This is a genomic window from Delftia sp. GW456-R20 (genome assembly GCF_001622915.1).
GTDB lineage: Bacteria > Pseudomonadota > Gammaproteobacteria > Burkholderiales > Burkholderiaceae_C > Comamonas > Comamonas acidovorans.
In genome coordinates this window covers 3677369-3696280 of the sequence record NZ_LWCN01000004.1, presented here as the reverse complement: position 1 = coordinate 3696280, position 18912 = coordinate 3677369, and the positions used below count along the sequence as shown (strand labels likewise).

Genomic DNA, 18912 nt, shown 5'->3' with positions numbered 1-18912 from the left:
CTGCGCTGTATCAGGCCTCGGCCAGCAGCTTCTCGATCAGCCGATGCAACTCCGCGAAGTCAGGTGCGCCCACATAGCGCTTCACGATGTCGCCACGCTTGTTGACGATGTAGGTGGTGGGAGTCAGTTGCACATCGCCCCAGGCCCGGGCCACGGCGCCGGTGTTGTCCAGCGCGACCTTGAAAGGCAGCTTGCGCGAATCGGCGAAGTTCACCACATAGCTGGGCGGGTCGTAGCTCATGGCCACGGCCAGGGTCTCGAAGCCCTGGCTCTGGAATTTCTGGTGGGTGGCAACGATCTCGGGCATCTCGGCCACGCAGGTGGTGCAGCTGGTGGCCCAGAAGTTCACCAAGGTCACCTTGCCCTTGAGGTCGGCCGTGGTCTGCTTGCTGCCGTCCAGCAGCACGAAGGTGGACTGCGGCGCCGCCGTCTGGCCGGCACCCGAATACACCCATGCGCCCATGCCGGCGGCTGCGGCGATCACCACGCCTGCGATCCAATGTTTGCTTGCCATAGCGACGATTGTGCCCAAAGTTGCGCCCGAAGGCCTGCACGCATGCCGTGCACCGCCTTTCGATGCGCGGCAAGGGCAAAAGTTCGGGGCTCGGACAGGTCGGGCCATGCCGATAATGCCGGCATGACATTGATGGAAAGCTTTTCGAAAGCAAAGGGCCGCGCTCTGGCCCTGCGGCTCGGCGCCGCGCTGCTGGTGTTGGCGCCCCTGGCCGCCTGCAGTCCCAGGCTGGATTGGCGGCAGGTCGCGGTCGAAGGCACGCCGCTGCGCGTGCTCTTGCCCTGCGATCCGCAATCCGCAACACGGCCGGTGGAACTGGGCCAGGGCATGGGCACGGTGCAGATGTCCATGATGGGATGCGATGCCGATGCGTCGACCTACGCGGTGTCCCACTTCCTGGTCAGCGAGCCGTCCAGAGCCGCCGAGATGCTGTCGTACTGGCAGGCAGCCGTGCTCGGCCAGATGAACCCGGGTGCTCCGGGGCAGGCACCGGCGGGCGCCAAGCAACTGCGCTCCAAGGAAGATGGCCCTTTCCTGCCTGCAGGCGCACTGAATCTGCCGCAGTCGCTGCGCACCACGTTTGAAGGCGTGGGGCCCCAGGGCTGGAAGCTCACCGCCCATGGCGTGTGGTTTGCACGAATGGAGCCGGCAGGCGCACGCCTCTACCATGCCGTGATCTACAGCGACAAGCCGCGCACAGACGAGGCCAACAACTTCTTCGCCAGCCTGCAACTGCAATAGCAACGGCAACAGGTTTCGGAGCCACGGATGCGGGAGGCAGCTGTGGCATGGAACGCAGTGCAGGCGCGCCGGTTGTCCTGCATGCGCCTGCGCACGCCATAATCGACTCCGAACCCTGTGACTTCATGACCACGCGCATCCTTTTGTTCACCCACGCACCTTTGGCCCATGCACTGCGCGAATGCGCCTTGCATGTGTTCGCCGACAGTGCCGAGGACGTCCTTGCCCTGGATGTGCCCGCTCAGGAGCCGCCCGAGGCCACCTTGATGCGTGCCGAGCAGTTGCTTGAGGACCATGGCGGCCTGGTGGCGCTACCCACGCTGGTGCTGACCGACCTCTTTGGCGCGACGCCCTGCAACGTGGCGCAGCGCCTGGTGGCGCAGCTGCCTGCCGGGCGGCTGGTGGCCGGAGTGAACTTGCCCATGCTGCTGCGCTCCATAGGCTATCGCCACGAGGCGCTGGAAGCCGTGGCCGAGCGTGCCTTGGCGGGAGGCAGCCATGGGGTGATGCAGGTGGGCGTGAACACGCCTCAGAACCAGAGTCCGCGACCATCCAATGATCAAGACCCCTATAACCATCAGCAATAAACTGGGCCTGCATGCCCGCGCCTCCGCCAAGCTCACCAAGCTTGCAGGCAGCTTTCCCTGCGAAGTCTGGATGAGCAAGGGCGAGCGGCGCATCAATGCCAAGAGCATCATGGGCGTGATGATGCTGGCTGCCGGCATGGGCTCCGAGGTGCTGCTGGAAACCGAAGGACCGCAGGAGCAGGAAGCCATGGATGCGCTGACGGCCCTGATCAACGACAAATTTGGCGAAGGCCAGTGATGGGCCTCCGCTGCGCTGGCAGACGGTGAGCGCAAAAGAGCAACACGCGCCGGGCCCGGACGCTGCCGCATTGCGACGGCCCGGGGCCTGCGCAGCAGCAGGCAAAGGACAGGCGCAATGACGTTTGCAATCCACGGACTGGCCGTTTCACGGGGCATTGCGATAGGACGCGCGGTGGTGGTGGCCTCCAGCCGAATGGAGGTGGTGCACTACTTCATCCGGCCCGACCAGGTGGACGCGGAAATCGACCGCGCCCGCAGCGCACGCAACGCCGTCATCGACGAGCTGCGCCGTCTGCAGGATGAAATGCCCCAGGATGCGCCGGGCGAGCTCGATGCCCTGCTCGACGTCCACCTGCTGCTGTTGCAGGACGAGGCCCTGGCCGCCGCCATCAAGCACTGGATTTCCGATCGTCTCTACAACGCCGAATGGGCATTGACCACGCAGCTCGAGGTCGTCTCGCGCCAGTTCGACGAGATGGAGGACGAGTATCTGCGCGAGCGCAAGGCCGACCTGGAGCAGGTGGTCGAGCGCATCCTGCGCTACATGAAGGGCATGGCCAGCCCCGTGCCCGCGCCTGCCGCGCTGCCGCGAGCCGATGCAACGGGGGAGGGCGCGCCGCAGCAGCCGCTGCTGCTCGACGAAGTCACCGATGTGCCCCTGGTCCTGGTGGCGCAGGACCTGTCGCCTGTGGACATGCTGCAGTTCAAGAGCCGGCTGTTTGCCGGCTTCATCACGGCCGTGGGCGGGCGCACCTCGCACACTGCCATCGTGGCGCGCAGCATGGACATCCCGGCCGTGGTCGGCGCGCGCGCGGCCAGCCAGCTGATCCGCCAGGACGACTGGATCATCATCGATGGCAACGCAGGCGTCGTCATCGTCGATCCTTCTCCCATCATCCTGGCCGAGTATGGCTTTCGCCAGCGCCAGAACGAGCTGGAGCGCGAGCGCCTCTCACGCCTGCGCCATACGCCCGCGCTGACGCTGGACGGAGAGCGCATCGAGTTGCTGGCCAATATCGAGCAGCCCGGCGACGGACCTGCGGCCGTGCATGCAGGCGCCGTGGGCGTGGGGCTGTTCCGCACGGAATTCCTGTTCATGGGGCGTGGCGGCAACCTGCCCGGTGAGGAAGAGCAGTACCGCGCCTACCGCGAAGCGGTGGACGGCATGCAGGGCATGCCCGTGACCATTCGCACGCTGGACGTGGGCGCCGACAAGCCGTTGGACAAGGCACAGCCCAAGGATTACTACCTGAACCCCGCGCTGGGTCTGCGCGCCATCCGCTGGAGCCTGGCCGACCCGGCCATGTTCCGCACCCAGTTGCGCGCCATCCTGCGTGCGGCGGCGCATGGGCAGATCCATCTGCTGTTTCCCATGCTGGCCCACCAAAGCGAGATCGAGCAGACCCTGGCCCAGGTGCGGCTGGCGCAAAGCGAACTCGACGCGCGAGGCGTGGCCCATGGCCCGGTCAAGCTGGGCGCCATGATCGAAGTGCCTGCGGCCGCGCTGATCGTGCGCACCTTTTTGCGCTACTTCGACTTCCTGTCGATCGGCACCAACGACCTCATCCAGTACACGCTGGCCATCGACCGCGCCGACGAGACCGTGGCCCATCTCTATGACCCCTTGCATCCCGCCGTGCTCAAGCTGGTGGCGGACGTGATCGCCGAAGGAAGGGCGCAGGGCAAGAGCGTCTGTGTCTGCGGGGAGACTGCCGGGGATGTGGGCATGACGCGCCTGCTGCTCGGCCTGGGTCTGCGCAGCTTTTCCATGCATCCGGCGCAGATCCTGGTCGTCAAGCAGGAAATCTTGCGCGCCGACACACGCAAGCTGACTGCCTGGGCGCAGGAAGTCCTCCGCTCGGACAGTCCCGCAGCGCTGCTGGGACCATGAATTCATGCAGGCGAGGATGCGCAGAAAAAAAGATTTGCAGCTTTAGTTGCGATTGATTCTCATTCGATGCTATGATCAGCCCCAATGCAGCAAGAAACTCTCTGGTGGGGAATTCGAGCTGCAAGCCTTTTTCAGTTTCATCGTGGGGCGACTCGCCAGGCCTGTTCAGCCTGCAGCAAGTCGGTTTGCCAGCCAGCGGTCTGCCGGTTAGCCAGGCTTTTTTTCTACGATGTCAGAAGAGGCAACATCGCCTCCAATTCAAGCAGAGCATGCGTCAGCGGCTCTGCTTTTTTGTTGCCTGCGCGTCTTGATGTGCCGTCATGCGACCATGAAAAAGCCCTCGGCAGCAGGGCTGGCGAGGGCTGGGCATTGAGGGTCGCCTGGGTGCGGCGAACTCAAACGCCTGCGGCGTGTGCCTGCTGATCCGCGTGGTAGCTGGAGCGCACCATAGCGCCCACGGCGGCGTGCGTGAAGCCCATCTTGTAGGCTTCTTCCTCGAACATCTTGAAGGTGTCGGGGTGCACGTATCGGCGCACCGGCAAGTGGCTGTTGCTGGGCGCCAGGTACTGGCCGATGGTCAGCATGTCGATGTCATGGGCGCGCATGTCGCGCATCACCTGCAGGATTTCCTCGTCGGTCTCGCCCAGGCCCACCATGATGCCGCTCTTGGTCGGAACCTTGGGGTGCAAGGCCTTGAACTTCTTGAGCAGGTTCAGCGAGAACTGGTAGTCCGAGCCGGGACGCGCTTCCTTGTACAGGCGTGGTGCAGTCTCCAGGTTGTGGTTCATCACATCGGGAGGTGCGGCCTTGAGGATTTCCAGCGCACGGTCGTCGCGGCCACGGAAGTCGGGCACCAGGATCTCGATCTGGGTCAGCGGCGAGAGCTCGCGGATGTTCTTGATGCACTCCACGAAATGGCCCGAGCCGCCATCGCGCAGGTCATCGCGGTCCACGCTGGTGATCACCACGTACTTCAGGCGCAGCTCGGCAATCGTCTTGGCAAGATTGAGCGGCTCGTTGGTGTCCAGCGGGTCGGGGCGGCCGTGGCCCACGTCGCAGAACGGGCAACGGCGCGTGCACTTGTCGCCCATGATCATGAAGGTGGCCGTGCCCTTGCCGAAACATTCGCCGATATTGGGGCAGGAGGCTTCCTCGCAGACCGTGTGCAGCTTGTTGGCGCGCAGGATGTCCTTGATCTCGTAGAAGCGCGTGGTGGGGCTGCCCGCCTTGACGCGGATCCACTCGGGCTTCTTGAGGGCCTCGCCATGCTCGACCTTGATCGGGATGCGCGAAAGCTTCGCTGCCGCCTTCTGCTTGGCCAGCGGGTTGTACTCGGCTTGGGACTGCGCTTCGCGCACGACGGTGTTGGTGGTCATGGTTCTGGATTCAGGGGGCTAGGCGGCGCTGCAACTGTCGTCCCAGCACGCGCGCGGCTTCGTCCCAGGTTGTCTGAACGCCGATTGTAGAAAGGTCCACCGTTTGCAGTCCTGCATAGCCGCAAGGGTTGATCCGTTCGTAGGGTTCCAGGTCCATGGCGGCATTCAGGGCAACGCCGTGATAGGTGCAATGCCGGCTGACCTTGATGCCCAGGGCTGCAATCTTGCCCAGCCCCGAAAAATCGGGCTGGGGCGCGGGTGAGCCGGGTGCGCGCAGTTGCGGGCGCTGGGCCAGCATGGCGTGGCTGCGAGGATCGTCGAGGCGCACGTAGATGCCGGGGGCGCCTTCCACGCGGTGGCCGGTGATGCCGAAATGCTCCAGCGTGCGGATGACCGCATCTTCGATGCGGAACACGTATTCCTTGACGAAGTAGCCCAGGCGCTGCAGATCGAGCAACGGATAGGCGACCACCTGGCCCGGGCCGTGGTAGGTGACCTGCCCGCCGCGGTTGGTTGCGACCACGGGAATGTTGCCAGGGCACAGCAAGTGGTCACTTTTCCCGGCAAGGCCTTGCGTGAAATGCGGGGCGTGCTCGCAGATCCAGAGCTCGTCGCGCGTGCCGGCATCGCGGCCGCTCGTGAATGCCTGCATGGCCTGCACCGTGGCTTCGTAGTCGGTGCGGCCCAGCAGGCGCAAGTCCAGCGTCTGCGCAAGCTCGGCGGCTGGGGCGCTCAAAGCACCACTTTCACAAGCGGGTGCGAGGTGAACGCCCGGTACAGGTCGTCGAGCTGCTCGCGGCTGGTGGCTGTCACCGTGACGGTGACACCCAGGTATTTGCCGCTGCTGCTGGGGCGCAACTCGATGGTGCTGGGGTCAAAGGCGGGGTCGAAGCGCTCGGCGATCTGGGTGATTTCATGCACCAGATGCTCGGCCTTGATGCCCATGACTTTGATGGGAAACTGCGACGGGTACTCGATTAACGAGTCCTTGCGCGGGTCCGCGCCCGGCGCGGCTGCTGGTGCGGAGGAGGGGGTGGGGGCGTCGGTCATAGGTGAATCAAGGTTAATCGCTTGGCGTTGGAGGCGATTGTGCGCTATCGTTCGCGGCCATGTCGCAGCCTGGGGCTGCCGCGCCGCCGGTCACGAAAACTCCACACACAACAAACAAGCTGCCTGCGGTGCGAGGCTGGCGTTGTTGGCCTGCTGCCACACAGCCAGGCTGCCGCCGCCGTTTTGGGCATGCCCGTAACAACCCCTATCGTTCGGCAGGGGTTTTTACTTATAATCAGAGGCTTTGTGAAAAAGTCTTGTCTGGTCTGCGGCCTTCGAGAACTCAATGAAAAACTACGCCGCTGACACAGACGCTGACAGGGAACTTGAGGGCGAGGATTCCGACTTCAAGCCCCTGACCTCCGAGGAGGCTCAGGAGTGGCGCACGCGAAACCCGCAGATGTCTGTGTGGCGCTTCGTGGTGGTCCAGGCGGTGGTTGGCGTGCTGGTGGCACTGGTCGCGTGGCTGGTGACGGGTCGCGCCGAGGTCGGATGGTCGGCTGCCTATGGCGCCTTGTCGGTGGTGCTGCCGGCTGCGCTGTTTGCGCGCGCCGTCGTGCGCAAGAGGCCTGGCGGCGCTGCAGCCGCCATGGTGGGAATTTTTGGCTGGGAACTGGTGAAGCTGGTGCTGTGCATTGCCATGCTGGCGGCTGCACCCAAGCTGGTCCCGGGGCTGAGTTGGCTGGCGCTGCTGGCGGGCTTGGTGATCGTCATGAAAACGTATTGGGTCGCGCTGATAGTGCGGGCCAATGTCCGAAAAACCGATTGATATTTGAAGAGAAGTTGACCGATGGCCGCAGACGCGCACGCACCTACTGCAAGTGAATACATCGTTCACCACCTGCAGCACCTCCAGAACATCAAGCAAAAGTCGATCATCGACTTTTCGGTCATCAACCTGGACTCGATCGTCGTCAGCGCCACGCTGGGCGTGCTGAGCCTGTTCGTGCTGTGGCTTGCCGCGCGCAAGGCCACCTCGGGCGTGCCGGGCCGCTTCCAGGCCGCCGTCGAGCTGCTGGTCGAGATGGTGGACAACCAGGCCAAGGCCAACATCCACAACGCGCAAAGCCGCAAGTTCATCGCTCCGCTGGCGCTGACCGTGTTCGTCTGGATCTTCATGATGAACGCCATGGACATGCTGCCCGTGGACCTGCTGCCGGTACTGTGGCAGGGGGTCCAGGGTGACTCGCACGCCTACCTGCGTGTCGTTCCCACGGCTGACCTCTCGACCACGCTGGGCCTGTCCTCGGCCGTGCTGATCCTGTGCTTCTTCTACAGCATCAAGATCAAGGGCATGGGCGGCTGGGCCCACGAACTGGTGACCGCTCCGTTCGGCACCAGCAAGAATCCCGTGTTTGCACTGATCCTGGGTGTTATCAACCTGGCCATGCAGATCATTGAATATGTCGCCAAGACGGTTTCGCATGGCATGCGACTGTTCGGCAACATGTACGCTGGTGAGTTGGTGTTCTGTCTGATCGCTCTGATGGGCGGTGCGGCTGCCATGTCGCTTTCCGGTGTGTTGCTCCCCTTGGGGCACATCATTGCAGGCTCTATCTGGGCGATCTTCCACATTCTGATCATCACCCTGCAGGCCTTCATTTTCATGATGCTGACGCTGATCTATCTCGGCCAGGCACATGAAGCCCACTGACCATTTCCTTTCCCTCTCAACCTTTCTCTTTCTTTAATCTCAGGAGTCATCATGGAAAACATTCTCGGTCTCGTCGCTCTGGCTTGTGGTCTGATCGTTGGTCTGGGCGCTATCGGCGCTTCGATCGGTATCGCCCTGATGGGTGGCAAGTTCCTGGAATCGTCGGCACGTCAGCCTGAGCTGATCAACGAACTGCAAACCAAGATGTTCATCTTGGCCGGTCTGATCGACGCTGCCTTCCTGATCGGTGTTGCTATCGCTCTGCTGTTCGCTTTCGCCAACCCCTTCGTCCTGGCCTAAGCTCCGATCAACGCCCTAGATAGAAAGGTGTTGCCGTGAGTATCAACGCGACCCTGTTCGTCCAGGCCATCGTTTTCCTGATCCTGGTGCTGTTCACGATGAAGTTCGTGTGGCCCCCGATCGCGAAGGCGCTGGATGAACGAGCTCTGAAAATCGCCGATGGCCTCGCTGCTGCCGACAAGGCCAAGACTGACCTGGCCGCCGCCAACAAGCGCGTCGAGCAGGAACTGGCCCAGACGCGCAACGAAACGGCATCGCGGCTTGCGGACGCCGAACGCCGTGCCCAGGCCATCATCGAAGAAGCCAAGGCCCGTGCCTCCGAAGAAGGCAACAAGATTGTTGCTGCTGCCCGCGCCGAGGCCGAGCAGCAGACAGTCCAGGCCCGTGAAGCCCTGCGCGAGCAAGTGGCTGCGCTGGCCGTCAAGGGCGCCGAGCAGATCCTGCGCAAGGAAGTGGATGCCGGCGTCCATGCCGACCTGCTGAACCGCCTGAAGACCGAGCTGTAAGGAAGAGCAAACATGGCAGAACTCGCCACCATTGCCCGTCCTTACGCAGATGCCCTGTTCAAGGCCAGCACCCAGCAGGGTGCTGACCTGTCCGGCACTGTTGCCTGGGCGGAGGAATTGGCGGCGATTGCCGCCAATCCGCAATTGCGCCAGCTGGCCGACGACCCCAAGGTGACCGACGAACAACTGTTCGACGTCATCAGTGGCGTGGCCGGCTCGGCATTGCCTGATGCCGCTCGCAACTTTCTGCGCGTCATCATTGAAAACGGCCGACTGCAAGCCCTGCCAGAAGTGGCGGCCCAGTTTCGCAGCCTCGTGAACCGCGCCGGTGGCTCGTCCGACGCCGTGGTTCAAAGCGCTTTTCCCATAGATGCTGCCGCTCTGGCTGCCCTCGGGACTTCGCTGGAGAAGCGTTTCGGCCGAAAGCTGAACCTGTCGGTGCAGCAAGATCAGTCCCTGATCGGTGGCATCCGCGTCGTGGTGGGTGATGAAGTTCTTGACACGTCCGTCAAGGCCCGCCTGGAACAAATGAAAGCGGCCCTCATTGCGTAACAACGCGACTGAGGTCTCGGCTAACCAAAGCTAAAGAAGGAAAGAGTCATGCAACTCAATCCCGCAGAAATTTCTGAACTGATCAAGAGCCGCATCGAGGGTCTGGCTGGCAGCAGCGACATCCGTAACGAAGGCACCGTGGTTTCGGTGACCGACGGTATCGTGCGCGTGCACGGCCTGTCGGACGTGATGCAAGGCGAAATGCTGGAATTCCCCGCAGGCAAGGATGGCCAGCCCTCCTTCGGCCTGGCGCTGAACCTCGAGCGCGACTCCGTCGGCGCCGTGATTCTGGGCGAGTACGAGCACATCTCCGAAGGCGACACCGTCAAGTGCACGGGCCGTATTCTGGAAGTGCCCGTCGGCCCCGAACTCATCGGCCGCGTGGTCAACGCCCTGGGTCAGCCGATTGACGGCAAGGGCCCGATCAACGCCAAGATGACGGACGTGATCGAGAAGGTCGCTCCCGGCGTGATCGCACGCCAGTCCGTGGACCAGCCCCTGCAGACCGGCATCAAGTCCATCGACTCGATGGTGCCCGTCGGCCGTGGCCAGCGCGAACTGATCATCGGCGACCGCCAGACCGGCAAGACCGCCGTGGCCATCGACGCCATCATCAACCAGAAGGGTCAGGGCGTTACCTGCATCTACGTTGCGATCGGCCAGAAGGCTTCCTCGATCAAGAACGTGGTGCGTGCCCTGGAGCAGGCCGGCGCGATGGAATACACCATCGTCGTGGCTGCCACCGCCTCCGAATCTGCTGCCATGCAGTACGTGTCGGCCTACTCCGGCTGCACGATGGGCGAGTACTTCCGCGACCGCGGCGAAGACGCCCTGATCGTCTATGACGACCTGTCCAAGCAAGCCGTGGCCTACCGCCAGGTTTCGCTGCTGCTGCGCCGTCCCCCAGGCCGCGAAGCCTTCCCCGGCGACGTGTTCTATCTCCACAGCCGCCTGCTCGAACGTGCAGCCCGCGTGAATGCCGACTACGTCGAAGCCTTCACCAAGGGTGAAGTCAAGGGCAAGACGGGTTCGCTGACGGCACTGCCCATCATCGAAACCCAGGCCGGTGACGTGTCGGCCTTCGTGCCCACGAACGTGATCTCGATCACGGACGGCCAGATCTTCCTGGAAACCAGCCTGTTCAACGCCGGTATCCGCCCCGCCATCAACGCCGGTATCTCGGTGTCGCGCGTCGGTGGTGCTGCACAGACCAAGCTGGTCAAGGGCCAGTCCGGCGGTATCCGTACCGACCTGGCGCAATACCGTGAGCTGGCTGCCTTCGCGCAGTTCGCCTCCGACCTGGACGAAGCCACCCGCAAGCAGCTGGACCGCGGTGCCCGCGTGACCGAACTGCTCAAGCAGGCCCAGTACAGCCCCCTGTCCACCGCCTTGATGGGCGCTTCGCTGTTCGCAGTGAACAAGGGCTACATGGACGACATCCAGGTCAAGCAAGTGCTGGCTTTCGAGTCTGGTCTGCACCAGTTCCTGAAGACCAGCCACGGCGCCCTGATCGACAAGCTGAACGCTTCCAAGGCCATGGACAAGGATTCCGAAGCCGAATTGAACGCCGCCATCGCTGCGTTCAAGAAGTCGTTCGCTTAAACCGGACGAGGAGCCATCATGGCAGCAGGTAAGGAAATTCGCGGCAAGATCAAATCGGTGGAAAACACCAAGAAGATCACCAAAGCCATGGAAATGGTGGCCGCATCCAAGATGCGCAAGGCGCAGGAACGGATGCTGGCTGCACGCCCGTACAGCGAAAAGATCCGCAACATTGCAGTCCATCTTGGCCAAGCCAACCCCGAGTACGTGCACCCGTTCATGCAAGTGAACGGTGATGCAAAGACAGCCGGCGTCATCGTGGTGACGACGGACAAGGGGTTGTGCGGCGGCATGAACACCAACGTGTTGCGTGCTGTCACGGCCAAGCTGCGGGAGCTGCAGGATCAAGGCGTGTCGGCAGAAGCAGTGGCCATTGGCAACAAGGGTCTGGGCTTTCTGAACCGTGTCGGCGCCAAGGTGGTTTCGCACGCGACGGGTCTGGGCGATACGCCCCATCTGGAAAAGCTGATCGGCCCTGTGAAGGTGCTGCTCGATGCATATGCAGCGGGCAAGCTGAGCGCGGTGTACCTGAGCTACACCAAGTTCATCAACACCATGAAGCAGGAATCGGTGGTGGAGCAGTTGCTGCCCCTGTCGTCCGAGAGCATGCAGGCCGAGAAGACGTCTGGCCATAGCTGGGACTACATCTACGAACCCGACGCGCAGTCCGTGATCGACGAGCTGCTCGTGCGCTACGCAGAGTCCCTGGTCTACCAAGCTGTCGCGGAAAACATGGCGTCCGAGCAATCGGCGCGCATGGTGGCCATGAAGGCCGCTACCGACAACGCAGGCAGCGTCATTGGCGAGTTGAAGCTGGTCTACAACAAGACGCGCCAGGCAGCGATCACGACCGAGCTGTCGGAAATCGTGGCTGGCGCCGCTGCTGTGTAAAGCAGCTCAACAGACAAACTAATTGGAGCAAAAAATGGCTCAAGTGCAAGGCAAGATTGTTCAATGTATTGGCGCTGTGGTGGACGTCGAGTTCCCCCGCAACGCAATGCCCAAGGTGTTCGATGCCCTGAAGCTCGACGGCTCGGCCCTGACGCTGGAAGTGCAGCAACTGCTGGGTGACGGCGTTGTGCGTACCATCGCCCTGGGTTCGTCCGACGGTCTGCGTCGCGGCCTGATGGTGTCCAACACCGGCAACCCCATCACCGTGCCCGTGGGCAAGGCGACGCTGGGTCGCATCATGGACGTGCTGGGCAACCCCATCGACGAACGCGGTCCCGTGGATCAGGCGCTGACGGCTCCCATCCACCGCAAGGCACCGGCTTATGACGAGCTGTCGCCTTCGCAGGAACTGCTGGAAACCGGCATCAAGGTGATCGACCTGATCTCGCCCTTCGCCAAGGGCGGCAAGGTGGGTCTGTTCGGTGGCGCCGGTGTGGGCAAGACCGTGAACATGATGGAACTCATCAACAACATCGCCAAGGGCCACGGTGGTCTGTCGGTGTTCGCCGGTGTGGGTGAACGTACCCGCGAAGGCAATGACTTCTATCACGAAATGTCGGACGCCGGCGTGGTCAACCAGGAGTCGCTGAACGACTCCAAGGTGGCCATGGTCTACGGCCAGATGAACGAACCCCCGGGCAACCGTCTGCGCGTGGCGCTGACCGGCCTGACCATGGCCGAAGCCTTCCGTGACGAAGGCAAGGACGTGCTGTTCTTCGTGGACAACATCTACCGCTACACGCTGGCTGGTACCGAAGTGTCCGCTCTGCTGGGCCGCATGCCTTCCGCCGTGGGCTACCAGCCCACGCTGGCCGAGGAAATGGGCCGCCTGCAAGAGCGCATCACCTCGACCAAGGTCGGTTCGATCACTTCCATCCAGGCCGTTTACGTGCCCGCCGATGACTTGACCGACCCCTCGCCTGCCACGACGTTCGCCCACTTGGATTCGACCGTGGTGCTGTCGCGTGACATCGCTTCGCTGGGTATCTACCCCGCCGTCGATCCGCTGGACTCCACCAGCCGCCAGCTGGACCCCCAAGTCGTGGGTGAAGAGCACTACAAGGTGGCCCGCGAAGTGCAGGGCACGCTGCAGCGCTACAAGGAACTGCGCGACATCATCGCCATTCTGGGCATGGACGAGCTGGCTCCCGAAGACAAGCTGACCGTGGCCCGCGCCCGCAAGATCCAGCGTTTCCTGTCGCAGCCTTTCCACGTGGCCGAAGTGTTCACTGGCGCTCCCGGCAAGTACGTGTCGCTGGCTGAAACCATCCGTGGTTTCAAGATGATCTGCGCTGGCGAGTGCGATCACCTGCCCGAGCAGGCCTTCTACATGGTTGGCACCATCGACGAAGCCTTCGAGAAGGCCAAGAAACTGGCGGCTTGAGCCTGCGGCACCCCCTGAGCGACTGCGTCGCTTCCCCCTCTCTACTCGCTTCGCGGGGAAGGGGGACGACACCATCGCTGCGGGGTGGCCCTTGCTCGGTGTCCCCGATCTGGGCCCTGCCGGTTCCAAGTTCCAGTCAACCTTTTCTGAGGAGCAAAGATGAACACCATCCACGTTGATGTGGTCAGTGCCGAAGAGTCCATCTTCTCCGGTGAAGCGCGCTTTGTCGCCCTGCCCGGTGAATCCGGCGAACTGGGCATTTTTCCCCGCCACACTCCGCTGATCACGCGCATCAAGCCCGGCTCGGTGCGTATCGAGATGGCGGACGGCAGCGAAGAGTTCGTCTTCGTGGCCGGCGGCATCCTGGAAGTGCAGCCCAACTGTGTGACCGTGCTGTCCGACACCGCCATCCGCGGTGCCGACCTGGACGCCGAGAAGGCCGAGAAGGCCAAGCTCGAAGCCGAGGAAGCACTGAAGAACGCCAAGAGCGAAGTCGATCTGGCGCGTGCCCAGTCCGAGCTGGCCGTCATGGCCGCTCAGATCGCAGCCCTGCGCAAGTTCCGCCAAAAGCGCTGAGCCCCATTCGGGCTCCAGCTGCAAGAAAGCCGCCCTTGGGCGGCTTTTTCTTTGGTGCGAAAGGCTGGAAGGCCGGTCTCACCGGCCCCATGGCTCAGTCGCCGCAGCGGGCCTGGTACACGTAGGTCACGGCATTGTCCTTGGGGTCCACCGTGCGCGACTTGTGCGTCACGGCCTTGGCGGGCACGGGGCACAGGGCGCGGATCTGTTGCTCGCAGCGCTTGGGGTCGTCTTCGCGCAGCTTGCAGCTGAGCACATAGTCATATTCCTGCGAGTCGTCGAGGATGGGGCTTGCGCAGGCGCTCAGGGTCAGCACGGCGGCCAGCAGGCCCAGGCGGGCCAGGGTGTTCTTCATGGTGTGGATGCTCCTTGATGAAATGGCGTGACGCTATCACAGCCTCCGTGCCCGCGATAGCTTGATGAAGGGGGTGGCTCGGCCCGGCCTGCGCAGCCTGCCTGCCTTTCAGTGGTGCTGTATCACGACAGCATCGGGAAGATTGTCGCTGCCATCGTGCACAGGCTGGAGCGGGTCACGCGGAAAGTTGGTTTCAAGCAGCAGGCTCACGCGCTCCAGGGCTGCTGTCATGCCCATGGCGTAATGGCCGCCCTGAAAGGCGGCACCCATGTCGCTGATCAGCGTTTGCCATTGTTCCGCCGGCAGGGTGCGCGCCAGGGCGCGGTCGGCGACGATTTCGATGGCGTGGTCGGCCAGCAGCAGATAGATCAGAGCACCGTTGTTGTGTTCGGTATCCCAGACGCGCAGCTTGCCGAACAGCGTGATGGCGCGCTCGCGCGGCGTGGCGTCGCGCCACAGGTAGCTGGGCGGCAGTCCGGGTTCGACGCAGATGCGAATCTGGCCTGTATGGCGCTGCTCGCTCATGGTGATCAGGCGCTCCAGCTCCGCCAGGCTTTCAGGCGGGAGTGCACGGCGCAACTGTCCTTCGGCCCAATGGTGGCGCAGCAGCCGGAGCAGACGCTGTACAAAGCCTGTGATTGCAGCCGCCATCTCACCAACTCCCCGAGGCGCCGCCGCCCCCGAAACTGCCGCCTCTGCCGGAACTGAAGCCCCCGCCGCCGCTGCGGCCGCCGCCTCCGCCAAAGCCGCCACCACCGCCCCATCCACCGCCGCCACCCCTGCCGGAGCGGCCGCTTCCCAGCAGGGTGAACAGCAGCGCGACGACTCCCGCTCCTGCGGCGACGAGCAGACTGGCCGTCACCACATAGGCGGCAATGCCGGCGCCTGCCCCCGCCAGCACGGAGGCCAGCGGCCGGCCCAGCACCGAGCGCAGGATGGGGCCGACCACGGCCACGCCGAAGAAGAAGAACAGCATCAGGTCTTCCATGTCGAAGCCCCTGTCCGGGCTTTTGGAAGACTGGGGGCTGGAGGAGGGCGCCGGCAGTTGCTCGCCCGCAATGCGCGCTGCCACCTGGTCCAGCGCAGCGGTGATGCCGCCCGCATAGTCCCCCTGGCGAAAGCGTGGTGCCATCTGCTGGTCGATGATGCGCGCGGCCGCCAGGTCGGGGATCGCGCCTTCCAGCGCGCGGGCCACTTCCATGCGCATGCGCCTGTCGTTCTTGGCAATCACCACCAACAGGCCGTCGCCCACGTCGCGGCGGCCGATCTTCCAGTCACTGGCCACGCGCCAGGCATAGGCGGCAATGTCCTCGGGCGCGGTGGTGGCCACCATCAGCACGACGACCTGCGAGCCCGACTTCTGTTCGATGCCACGCAGCCTGTCTTCAATGGCGCGTGCCTCATCGGCCGACAGCGTGCCCGTCTGGTCGATGAGCCGCGCCGAGAGGGCCGGCACGGGCTGCGGCGCCTGCGCCAGCGTGCTCCCGGGCAGCAGCAGCATGGTCAGGGCAAGGGCGCAAAGCATGCGCCACAGTGGCACCAGGGACATGGTCACGGCTTACTTGTTGCCGAAGTCCACCGTGGGCGGGCGGGAGATTTCGGCCTCGTTCTGCACGCTGAAGCTGGGCTTGGGTTCGTAGCTGAAAACCTTGGCCGTCAGATTGGTCGGAAAGCTGCGCGCCAGCACGTTGTAGGACTGCACGGCCTGGATGTACTGGTTGCGCGCCACGGTGATGCGGTTCTCCGTGCCCTCCAGCGTCACACGCAGGTCGCGGAAGCCCTGGTTGGCCTGCAGCTGGGGATAGCGCTCGGCCACCACCATCAGCCGCGACAGGGCACTGGACAGCTCGCCCTGCGCCTGCTGGAACTTGTTGAAGGCCTCGGGGTTGTTGACCAGCTCGGGCGTGGCCTGGATGGAGGTGGCCTTCGCGCGTGCCTCCACCACCTTGGTCAGGGTTTCCTGCTCGAAATTGGCCTCGCCCTTGACCGAGGCCACGATGTTGGGCACCAGGTCGGCACGGCGCTGGTACTGGTTGAGCACCTCGCTCCAGGCCGACTTGGTCTGTTCGTCAAGACGCTGGAAGTCGTTGTAGCCGCAGCCGGTCAATGCCAGGACGGTGGCAAGCGTGGCGAGTAGACGTTTCATAAGATGGCAACCTGAAAGCGACAATGGAAAACAGTATCGCGCACGATGCATGCGCAATGCTGGCGATTGTGCTGCGCGCCCGGCCTGCTGCCCTGTAGGGCAAAGGCCATTGCGCAGCGGTGTGGCAAGGACTGCTAACAGGGCTTTTATGCACGAATTCACGGCGGCGCGCTGGTTGCCCGGGGGCCACGCCCAGACCATCTGGCCGGCACTGTTCGCGCGCCGCTGGCCGGTGGGCCAGGCGGCGCCCGCCTGGCGCTGGGAGCGCTGGGATACCCCGGATGGCGACTTCATCGATGTCGCCTTCGGCGGTGCTCCCACCCTGCCTGCCGATGCGCCATGGCTGGTGCTTTTCCATGGCCTTGAAGGCTCGGCGAACAGCCACTATGCCCAGGCCATGGCCTGGGTGGCCGCGCAGCGTGGCTGGCACATGGCCGTGCCGCACTTTCGCGGCTGCAGCGGCGAGGTCAACCGGGGCCCGCGCGCCTATCACTCGGGCGATGTGCACGAGGTGGACTGGATACTGCGCCGCCTGCGCGCACGCTCTTCCCGCCCGCTCCATGTGGTGGGTGTTTCCCTGGGCGGCAATGCGCTTGCGCGCTGGGCCGGTCTGCAGGCAGACAAGGCCGCCGAGGTGGTCCAGGCTCTGGCGGCGGTGAGTGCGCCGCTGGATCTGGCGGCTGGCGGCATGGCACTGGGGCAGGGTCTGAACCGCTGGATCTACACACGCATGTTCCTGCGCACGCTGGTGCCCAAGGCGCGGGTCAAATGGGCGCAATTTCCCGGGCTCTTCGACCGCGATGCCGCGGTGCGCGCGCGCGATCTGAAGGAGTTCGATGACGCGTTCACGGCACCCGTGCATGGCTTTCTCGATGCGCACGACTATTGGCGCCGGGCGGCAGCCAAGCCTGTGCTGGGCAGCATTGCCGTGCCTGCGCTGCTGCTCAATGCGCTGGACGATCCTTTTGTCCCTGCATGCAGCCTGCCAGGGCCAGGCGAGGTCGGCCCACGGGTTACGCTGTGGCAACCGCCGCATGGCGGTCATGTGGGTTTTGCACAGGGACATTGGCCAGGGCATGTACTGGGCATGCCGCAGGCCGTCACGCAGTGGCTGGCAGACAGCGAACAAGGATGAATGCAATGGACGATATCGTGAAGCAGGCCATGGCCAAATGGCCCCATGTGCCCGCCTGCAGCGGCTGGCTGGGGCTGGACGAGCGCGGGCGCTGGTATCTGCGCGATGAAGAGGCCCAGGCCTGCGGCGCTTTCGACAGCGGCATCCCGGGAGCCAAGGGCGCGGAGGTACGCAACGAAAAGCTGGCGGACTTCATCGCCCGCAACTATCTTGCCGAGCCCGACGGTCGGTGGTTTTTCCAGAATGGTCCCCAGCGCGTGTATGTGGAACTGGAAAGCACACCCTGGATATGGCGGCTGCGCTGGGATGGCGAGCGCCTGCAGATGCACAGCCACACAGGGGCAGAGCTGCAGGCCGCAGACATCAAAGAGGTTTTGATGGATGAGATAGGGCGCCTGTATCTGGCCATGCCCTCCGGCCTGGGCCTGGTCCATACGCAGGACATGGTCGATGCCGCTGCCGCGCTGGACGCCGGCATGCTGCCTGCGTGTGAAGAGGTGCCGGCACAGACGTTGCCGCAACGCTACGGTTTTGTGCGCAGTCCGGCCCGGGCATGAAAAAACCGGCCGAAGCCGGTTGGTGCCAGACATCCTGGGCCTTGCTCAGTTGGCGGGTGCCGCTGCACCTTCTGTTGCAGCGCCTTCTGCGGCCGGAGCCTTGGGCTCTTCAAACTTGCCACCTGCGGCATTGGCCATGTAGACCACGCCACGGGCAATTTCGGTGTCGTTGAAATCGCCGCCGCCTTGAGGCGCCATCGCTCCCTTGCCCTTGAGGGCCGAGTGCACCAGACCTTCCAGACCTTGTGCCAGGCGCGGGCCCCAGGCCGCGGCATCCGCGAACTTGGGAGCACCTGCGGCACCTGTGGCATGGCAGGCCGCGCATTGGCCCTTGAAGACTTCTTCACCCGAGCGCAGCGGGCGATTGGCATCCCGGATTTCCACGAGGCCGATTTTCTGCAGCCGCTGGGCCTTGGCCATTTCGGTCTGGGAAGCGCCGGCGCCGGCCTTGTCGGCCGAGCTCACGTATTGCACGAGGCCGATGATCACGAACACCGGAACCACGAACGAGAAAAACACCGCCATCAGCAGCTGCTTGGGGTTCTTGATCGGGCCCGTATGGGCTTCTTCGGTGTGGGTTGCGCTCATGAAGTCCTCTTGTGTTGTGGGGGCGTGAGTCAACAACAAATTATATCGACGGGCCTCTTGCAGACACTGCGCGCAGACCCGGGTTGACCTGGGGCGCACATATGCCATGAGATGGATCAAGCAAATGGCAAATGCTTTCCGCGCGCCATGAAAAAGAGGTGTTCACCTTGCGGAGAACACCTCTGTGCGGTTGGCGCGGCAGATGCC

23 protein-coding genes and 1 pseudogene are annotated in these 18912 nt (G+C 63.7%); 15 read left to right on the top strand and 9 right to left on the bottom strand.

Annotated features, from left to right (window positions below; genetic code table 11):
• Positions 1-10: 10 nt before the first annotated feature.
• On the bottom strand, positions 11-514 hold the full coding sequence (locus A4F85_RS21840) for a TlpA disulfide reductase family protein (protein ID WP_043780365.1): 504 nt from the start codon (positions 512-514) through the stop codon (positions 11-13).
• 123 nt (positions 515-637) lie between these two features.
• Here A4F85_RS21840 and A4F85_RS21835 point away from each other — a divergent pair, with 123 nt between their 5' ends.
• The 4 genes from A4F85_RS21835 (at position 638) to ptsP (ending at position 3973) form a co-directional block, all read left to right on the top strand.
• The gene (locus A4F85_RS21835; protein ID WP_012202344.1) at positions 638-1255 is read left to right on the top strand and encodes a hypothetical protein; all 618 of its coding nucleotides are present in this window, start codon (positions 638-640) and stop codon (positions 1253-1255) included.
• A 125-nt stretch (positions 1256-1380) separates the two neighbouring features.
• Positions 1381-1842, top strand: coding sequence for a PTS sugar transporter subunit IIA (locus A4F85_RS21830; protein ID WP_170962107.1), 462 nt, complete (start codon positions 1381-1383; stop codon positions 1840-1842).
• Positions 1811-2080 carry an HPr family phosphocarrier protein gene (locus A4F85_RS21825; protein WP_012202346.1) on the top strand — a complete coding sequence of 90 codons (270 nt, stop codon included), beginning with the start codon at positions 1811-1813 and terminating at the stop codon, positions 2078-2080. The genes A4F85_RS21830 and A4F85_RS21825 overlap by 32 nt, the downstream gene beginning before the upstream one ends.
• 117 nt (positions 2081-2197) lie before the next feature.
• Positions 2198-3973, top strand: a complete 1776-nt coding sequence (ptsP, locus tag A4F85_RS21820) for a phosphoenolpyruvate--protein phosphotransferase (RefSeq protein WP_012202347.1) — start codon at positions 2198-2200, stop codon at positions 3971-3973.
• Positions 3974-4368: 395 nt separating this feature from the next.
• Here the strand turns inward: ptsP and lipA are convergent, their stop codons facing one another.
• Genes lipA through A4F85_RS21805 form a run of 3 tightly spaced genes read right to left on the bottom strand, consistent with a single transcriptional unit; the run spans position 4369 to position 6399 of the window.
• Positions 4369-5349 carry a lipoyl synthase gene (gene lipA / locus A4F85_RS21815; RefSeq protein WP_013800257.1) on the bottom strand — a complete coding sequence of 327 codons (981 nt, stop codon included), beginning with the start codon at positions 5347-5349 and terminating at the stop codon, positions 4369-4371.
• 10 nt (positions 5350-5359) lie between these two features.
• Positions 5360-6085: a lipoyl(octanoyl) transferase LipB gene (gene lipB / locus A4F85_RS21810; protein ID WP_063327687.1), complete on the bottom strand. Its 726-nt coding sequence runs from the start codon at positions 6083-6085 to the stop codon at positions 5360-5362.
• Positions 6082-6399, bottom strand: a complete 318-nt coding sequence (locus A4F85_RS21805; RefSeq protein WP_034397898.1) for a YbeD family protein — start codon at positions 6397-6399, stop codon at positions 6082-6084. Before A4F85_RS21805 ends, lipB begins: the two co-directional genes overlap by 4 nt.
• A gap of 286 nt (positions 6400-6685) precedes the next feature.
• Here A4F85_RS21805 and A4F85_RS21800 point away from each other — a divergent pair, with 286 nt between their 5' ends.
• The 9 genes from A4F85_RS21800 to A4F85_RS21760 all read left to right on the top strand — a co-directional run bounded on the left by A4F85_RS21800 (position 6686) and on the right by A4F85_RS21760 (position 13924).
• Complete coding sequence (locus A4F85_RS21800; protein ID WP_012202351.1) at positions 6686-7168, top strand: ATP synthase subunit I; 483 nt, start codon at positions 6686-6688, stop codon at positions 7166-7168.
• A gap of 21 nt (positions 7169-7189) precedes the next feature.
• Entirely contained in the window at positions 7190-8053 is an 864-nt protein-coding gene (atpB, locus tag A4F85_RS21795; protein ID WP_012202352.1) for a F0F1 ATP synthase subunit A, read from the top strand.
• A 51-nt stretch (positions 8054-8104) separates the two neighbouring features.
• Positions 8105-8353 (top strand): F0F1 ATP synthase subunit C, encoded by a 249-nt coding sequence (gene atpE / locus A4F85_RS21790; protein ID WP_011803767.1) that lies wholly within the window; start codon positions 8105-8107, stop codon positions 8351-8353.
• A 35-nt stretch (positions 8354-8388) separates the two neighbouring features.
• The gene (locus A4F85_RS21785; RefSeq protein WP_012202353.1) at positions 8389-8859 is read left to right on the top strand and encodes a F0F1 ATP synthase subunit B; all 471 of its coding nucleotides are present in this window, start codon (positions 8389-8391) and stop codon (positions 8857-8859) included.
• A 12-nt stretch (positions 8860-8871) separates the two neighbouring features.
• The gene (locus A4F85_RS21780) at positions 8872-9411 is read left to right on the top strand and encodes a F0F1 ATP synthase subunit delta (RefSeq protein WP_012202354.1); all 540 of its coding nucleotides are present in this window, start codon (positions 8872-8874) and stop codon (positions 9409-9411) included.
• A 48-nt stretch (positions 9412-9459) separates the two neighbouring features.
• The gene (gene atpA, locus A4F85_RS21775) at positions 9460-11013 is read left to right on the top strand and encodes a F0F1 ATP synthase subunit alpha (RefSeq protein ID WP_012202355.1); all 1554 of its coding nucleotides are present in this window, start codon (positions 9460-9462) and stop codon (positions 11011-11013) included.
• Positions 11014-11031: 18 nt separating this feature from the next.
• Positions 11032-11904 carry a F0F1 ATP synthase subunit gamma gene (gene atpG, locus A4F85_RS21770; protein ID WP_043824939.1) on the top strand — a complete coding sequence of 291 codons (873 nt, stop codon included), beginning with the start codon at positions 11032-11034 and terminating at the stop codon, positions 11902-11904.
• A 34-nt stretch (positions 11905-11938) separates the two neighbouring features.
• A complete protein-coding gene (atpD, locus tag A4F85_RS21765; protein WP_012202357.1) occupies positions 11939-13348 on the top strand; it encodes a F0F1 ATP synthase subunit beta in 1410 nt (469 codons plus the stop codon).
• 159 nt (positions 13349-13507) lie between these two features.
• Positions 13508-13924: a F0F1 ATP synthase subunit epsilon gene (locus A4F85_RS21760; RefSeq protein ID WP_012202358.1), complete on the top strand. Its 417-nt coding sequence runs from the start codon at positions 13508-13510 to the stop codon at positions 13922-13924.
• Positions 13925-14018: 94 nt separating this feature from the next.
• Here A4F85_RS21760 and A4F85_RS21755 read toward each other — a convergent pair whose 3' ends face one another.
• From A4F85_RS21755 to A4F85_RS21740, 4 genes are all read right to left on the bottom strand, one after another.
• Positions 14019-14279, bottom strand: a complete 261-nt coding sequence (locus tag A4F85_RS21755) for a hypothetical protein (protein WP_012202359.1) — start codon at positions 14277-14279, stop codon at positions 14019-14021.
• Between the two features lie 108 nt (positions 14280-14387).
• On the bottom strand, positions 14388-14930 hold the full coding sequence (locus tag A4F85_RS21750; RefSeq protein ID WP_012202360.1) for a TPM domain-containing protein: 543 nt from the start codon (positions 14928-14930) through the stop codon (positions 14388-14390).
• 1 nt (position 14931) lies between these two features.
• Positions 14932-15804 (bottom strand): TPM domain-containing protein, encoded by an 873-nt coding sequence (locus A4F85_RS21745; protein ID WP_063328054.1) that lies wholly within the window; start codon positions 15802-15804, stop codon positions 14932-14934.
• Between the two features lie 33 nt (positions 15805-15837).
• Complete coding sequence (locus tag A4F85_RS21740) at positions 15838-16425, bottom strand: LemA family protein (protein ID WP_012202362.1); 588 nt, start codon at positions 16423-16425, stop codon at positions 15838-15840.
• A 148-nt stretch (positions 16426-16573) separates the two neighbouring features.
• On the opposite strand from A4F85_RS21740, the gene A4F85_RS21735 reads away from it, so the two are divergent.
• Positions 16574-17560 carry a YheT family hydrolase gene (locus tag A4F85_RS21735; RefSeq protein ID WP_063327686.1) on the top strand — a complete coding sequence of 329 codons (987 nt, stop codon included), beginning with the start codon at positions 16574-16576 and terminating at the stop codon, positions 17558-17560.
• Positions 17561-17565: 5 nt separating this feature from the next.
• Positions 17566-18117 (top strand): DUF2946 family protein, encoded by a 552-nt coding sequence (locus tag A4F85_RS21730; protein ID WP_063327685.1) that lies wholly within the window; start codon positions 17566-17568, stop codon positions 18115-18117.
• 57 nt (positions 18118-18174) lie between these two features.
• On the opposite strand, the pseudogene A4F85_RS21725 reads toward A4F85_RS21730, so the two are convergent.
• A pseudogene (locus A4F85_RS21725) lies at positions 18175-18705 on the bottom strand (c-type cytochrome); the annotation flags it as partial.
• Positions 18706-18912: the final 207 nt, after the last annotated feature.

Bases quoted from the DNA above. Each gene is read 5' to 3' on its own strand.
- A4F85_RS21840 (WP_043780365.1), bottom strand. From the start codon at position 514: ATGGCAAGCAAACATTGGATCGCAGGCGTGGTGATCGCCGCAGCCGCC.
- A4F85_RS21835 (WP_012202344.1), top strand. From the start codon at position 638: ATGACATTGATGGAAAGCTTTTCGAAAGCAAAGGGCCGCGCTCTGGCC.
- A4F85_RS21830 (WP_170962107.1), top strand. From the start codon at position 1,381: ATGACCACGCGCATCCTTTTGTTCACCCACGCACCTTTGGCCCATGCA.
- A4F85_RS21825 (WP_012202346.1), top strand. From the start codon at position 1,811: ATGATCAAGACCCCTATAACCATCAGCAATAAACTGGGCCTGCATGCC.
- ptsP (WP_012202347.1), top strand. From the start codon at position 2,198: ATGACGTTTGCAATCCACGGACTGGCCGTTTCACGGGGCATTGCGATA.
- lipA (WP_013800257.1), bottom strand. From the start codon at position 5,349: ATGACCACCAACACCGTCGTGCGCGAAGCGCAGTCCCAAGCCGAGTAC.
- A4F85_RS21805 (WP_034397898.1), bottom strand. From the start codon at position 6,399: ATGACCGACGCCCCCACCCCCTCCTCCGCACCAGCAGCCGCGCCGGGC.
- A4F85_RS21800 (WP_012202351.1), top strand. From the start codon at position 6,686: ATGAAAAACTACGCCGCTGACACAGACGCTGACAGGGAACTTGAGGGC.
- atpB (WP_012202352.1), top strand. From the start codon at position 7,190: ATGGCCGCAGACGCGCACGCACCTACTGCAAGTGAATACATCGTTCAC.
- atpE (WP_011803767.1), top strand. From the start codon at position 8,105: ATGGAAAACATTCTCGGTCTCGTCGCTCTGGCTTGTGGTCTGATCGTT.
- A4F85_RS21780 (WP_012202354.1), top strand. From the start codon at position 8,872: ATGGCAGAACTCGCCACCATTGCCCGTCCTTACGCAGATGCCCTGTTC.
- atpA (WP_012202355.1), top strand. From the start codon at position 9,460: ATGCAACTCAATCCCGCAGAAATTTCTGAACTGATCAAGAGCCGCATC.
- atpG (WP_043824939.1), top strand. From the start codon at position 11,032: ATGGCAGCAGGTAAGGAAATTCGCGGCAAGATCAAATCGGTGGAAAAC.
- atpD (WP_012202357.1), top strand. From the start codon at position 11,939: ATGGCTCAAGTGCAAGGCAAGATTGTTCAATGTATTGGCGCTGTGGTG.
- A4F85_RS21760 (WP_012202358.1), top strand. From the start codon at position 13,508: ATGAACACCATCCACGTTGATGTGGTCAGTGCCGAAGAGTCCATCTTC.
- A4F85_RS21755 (WP_012202359.1), bottom strand. From the start codon at position 14,279: ATGAAGAACACCCTGGCCCGCCTGGGCCTGCTGGCCGCCGTGCTGACC.
- A4F85_RS21750 (WP_012202360.1), bottom strand. From the start codon at position 14,930: ATGGCGGCTGCAATCACAGGCTTTGTACAGCGTCTGCTCCGGCTGCTG.
- A4F85_RS21745 (WP_063328054.1), bottom strand. From the start codon at position 15,804: ATGCTTTGCGCCCTTGCCCTGACCATGCTGCTGCTGCCCGGGAGCACG.
- A4F85_RS21740 (WP_012202362.1), bottom strand. From the start codon at position 16,425: ATGAAACGTCTACTCGCCACGCTTGCCACCGTCCTGGCATTGACCGGC.
- A4F85_RS21735 (WP_063327686.1), top strand. From the start codon at position 16,574: ATGCACGAATTCACGGCGGCGCGCTGGTTGCCCGGGGGCCACGCCCAG.
- A4F85_RS21730 (WP_063327685.1), top strand. From the start codon at position 17,566: ATGGACGATATCGTGAAGCAGGCCATGGCCAAATGGCCCCATGTGCCC.